We start from the raw sequence: 3,634 nt of genomic DNA on the forward strand, positions 1-3,634 counted from the left end.
ATTCGTCTTATTATTTGATGATTACGAAAAGCAATTAAAACATCAGCTTACTGGAGAGAAAATTGCTACTTATTTCTTTGTGACACTGGCCCCTTATATTTCTTCTAAACACACAATCAGCAAAACGATTGCTTTAGAGGAAATGATTGATTTATTTCTGCACGGGATTATCTAATAGAATAAGTTTTTTTTCCGAGAAATCCTCCCGACTACCGGGTCAAAAAAAGAGATTGTTCTGAGAGGTTTTAGATTAGTTCAATAGGTAGTTGGGCAGTGGTGCATACAAGAAGGTCATTTAAATGTTATCAATCATTACAACAGCTCTAAGCGTGTTTGCATTTGTTATTGTTTCTTTCATGCTATGGTTTTATTTTAAATCGTTCTTTATAGGTCTATGGTATCTATTCTTAGCCTATGTTGTAGTATGCTTAATCATAGGAGCAGTTAAGGAGTTCAATGCAGGGCGTTCTGCTAAAGACAAAGAAAAGCAGGAGCAAGAGCAGGACCTGTAGCATCAACAATAATAACTATACTATGGAGCTTAGCAGATTATACTGCTGGGTTCTTTTATTGTGTATAAGCCTCTTCATGCCTGTTTAAGACCCTACATGCACTCCCTACGTTCGCCCTTGAGATATTTTATTTCGAAAATTTTACCGCATTTGTCGACGAAAAGATAAAATACATAAAAGTATACGCAGATATATTTAAAACGTCTTAGAATGCAAATATGAGCTTATTGGGAATCTTATGCTATATTAGATATGTATCAACTACTCTCTGTTAAAACAGAGAGTTTGTCCTAAACATGGTGGTTGTACAAACGATGTAATATCTCCAACCGTTTAAAGACACTAAGGGATGGTTGACTGGCATCCCATTAGTAAGCGGTCTGTAGACACTTACTGAATATTGTTTTATGTTTAATAATTTTGTATTGGCACACTTTTTTCAAACCGTGGGTTTTTCTCACTCGACAGATATCGGTGACCCAATTCTTGAATATTGATAGCTGCCACACGGTCATCATTTGATTGATACCCACAATTCTGACAAGTAAACAAGTGCTTATCTTGTTGTCTATTAGCTTTATCAATTGATTCGCATTTCGGACAACGTTGGGACGTAAATTGTGCGGATACTTTTAAAACTTGCGAACCACTTTCTAAAGCTTTATACATTAACTTTTCTTCAAAATCGAAGAATCGCCAAGAATGGTGTTCATACCGTGCAACTTGCTTACGATGGTGAGTCGTGTTAAAAGTAACGTTCGTAAGATCTTCTAACACAAACAAGGTATTGGTCCCGTATCGATCAACGAGTGTCTTTGATAATTGATGGTTCACATCATTCATCCAGCGGTTCTCTCGTCTTTCAATTGTTCTAAGGCGTCTACGACTTGATTTGGTGTTCTTCGCTTGTAAGGACTGGCGCAATTCCTTAAAACGCCGTCTTTTCTTCATCAAGCTTTTACCCGAATAGAAGGTAGTATGAGTTGTATCATCCGCAATAGTTAGTATCTGTCTTAAACCACGGTCAATGCCTACAATCCGTTGAATATCAGTTTCATCTGGGCTGTCTATCTCTTTACTTGCGGACACGTGTAAGAACCACTTACCCTTACGACAGAGTAATTCAGCTTGACCGAACTTGTAAGCATTCTGGCTAAATTGTTGAAGATAAGCGATATGTTGCTTATCACAAGACACTTTAATTCGCCCTTGATTGGTCGTCAGTGAATAGGTATCGTCTTGATGATAAGCGTAATTACGATTGCGTACGAACACAGCGACTGGTTGCTTAAACCCTAGGGGTTTCGTTAAATGGTAAAGGTCTTTATATAGCGTATGATATTTACCTGTATGGATATCTTTATAACGCTTAGGTTTTTGTTTAAACTGTGTTTTCACGGTCTTATATCTCGCGATTACCGTACGCATCACGGACTGGGCCATTTGCGATTGTAGCCCAAAATCCTGACGTATCTGATGATACAAGGCGTTGTGCAAAGTCGTTTGACCTAATTCAAAGTCATGGTCAAAGATATATATCGAAACAAAATTACAAGCGTTTAAAAACTGTTGTTGCGTTTCTTCGAATTTTTCAATATCACTAGCATTTGGGTATAATTGCACTTTAATCGTTTTCGTTAACTGCATCTTGTCACCTCTTTTCTCTTAAATACATTATGCCATCTATTTAGAGAAAACATAAAAGATAACCTAGTAAAATCAACAAAAAGAGCTGTCTATTTCGCTAATTTCTCCTGGGTATCAATACCTAGGTTTCCTTAGCTGACAGCTTGTAAATGAACAAATATCAATTTTACGGATCAAAATTTACATATTTAAGCATCAATAGGATCAAATGCCAGTTCATATAAATTTTTATCATCCAAATTAGCGAATTCCTCAATATTTACTCGGTACATAATATTATTTTGCTTTTTAGAGAGTTGATTATAGTAACTTATATTAATATGCATAGTGGTTGTATAACCATTATTTTTAGCTGTATCTTGAAATTCTTCAAGCGCATTTTTACCAATGGGCATTAAATAATATTTATCACTAGGTAAAACATTAAGGTGTTTTTCTTGTATAACTTCGTTTTCATTTAAATAGACTTTTATATCTATATTTTTAGCAGTTCCCCTGCCTAAATTTTGTAGTTTAAAAGCAGTATTTACATAGTCGGAATCATTTTCTGTTAGATTTCTTAATTTTAAATTTTTTCCTTCTTGTTCCATAATAATTTGATCGAAAGCCAAGAATGGGATAAAAGAAATTTTAATTTGTTTGACTTGTACCATTACCGAAATGAGATATAACATTGCCATGATGAATGTCCCGATTGAACCAACTGCTTGTATAATATTTATCATCCAATTCTCCTTTAGAAATAAGTAATCTTTTAATTCTATCATAATACAATATATTCGTTAATTACATCGACGATACGGCTTCGAAAGAAAAATAAATAGACCGTATGAAAGAAAAAAGCTATCTAAATTTTGAGCTAGCTTTTATTTATATATCCAAGGGCGCACTTATACCCTATACGTCCCGTAAAGACGATAGGGTGTGCGAAAGAGCCCCCTTAGACTTAAACGTCAGGGGGCTTTTTATGTTTGAAACTTTCTATCGAAAATTAAGAATTCGCTTCGCTCATTCAAAAAATCATCAAAACTACCAGCATTATCTTTATCCAAAATTACTTTTTTAAAAATCCAATTTGCATATCTACATGTCTACTTATCACAGAGCCTGCATATAGCCCTGCAATAGCCCATTAATAGCCTTGCTTAGACTGTCTCATAAAGAGAGGGTAAAGATTTTGATTTCAAATCTTTACCCTCTCTTGTATTTGTATTAGAAAAAACTAAAATGAACACTTTATCTGTTTTCATCTCTTAACGAATTGAATAATAGTTAAGTTGTGTGTCCATCTAGCATTTCATGTATGTATCTTTATATAGGCTTATTATTCTACTGATGCTAGGAAATGGTAAACTGGTTGGCCACCGTCTACGATCTCAACTTCAATATCTTTGTTAGCCGATTCGACTGCTTCAGCGATTAATTCTGCTGTTGCTTGGTCGGTTTCTTCACCAAAGATTAAGGTCACTAACTCC

Annotated in this window: 4 protein-coding genes; 1 reads left to right on the forward strand and 3 read right to left on the reverse strand. The window is 34.9% G+C overall.

What is annotated here, in order from left to right; genetic code table 11:
• Positions 1 to 299 precede the first annotated feature (299 nt).
• The gene (locus ACRCJ0_RS10635) at positions 300 to 512 is read left to right on the forward strand and encodes a hypothetical protein (RefSeq protein ID WP_431390419.1); all 213 of its coding nucleotides are present in this window, start codon (positions 300 to 302) and stop codon (positions 510 to 512) included.
• Positions 513 to 923: 411 nt separating this feature from the next.
• On the opposite strand, the gene ACRCJ0_RS10640 is transcribed toward ACRCJ0_RS10635, so the two are convergent.
• From ACRCJ0_RS10640 to ACRCJ0_RS10650, 3 genes are all read right to left on the reverse strand, one after another.
• Positions 924 to 2,159, reverse strand: coding sequence for an RNA-guided endonuclease TnpB family protein (locus tag ACRCJ0_RS10640; RefSeq protein ID WP_431390420.1), 1,236 nt, complete (start codon positions 2,157 to 2,159; stop codon positions 924 to 926).
• 188 nt (positions 2,160 to 2,347) lie between these two features.
• Complete coding sequence (locus ACRCJ0_RS10645) at positions 2,348 to 2,926, reverse strand: hypothetical protein (RefSeq protein WP_431390421.1); 579 nt, start codon at positions 2,924 to 2,926, stop codon at positions 2,348 to 2,350.
• 557 nt (positions 2,927 to 3,483) lie between these two features.
• A complete protein-coding gene (locus ACRCJ0_RS10650) occupies positions 3,484 to 3,627 on the reverse strand; it encodes a hypothetical protein (protein ID WP_431390422.1) in 144 nt (47 codons plus the stop codon).
• Positions 3,628 to 3,634: the final 7 nt, after the last annotated feature.

This window comes from Aerococcus sp. L_32 (genome assembly GCF_050689315.1).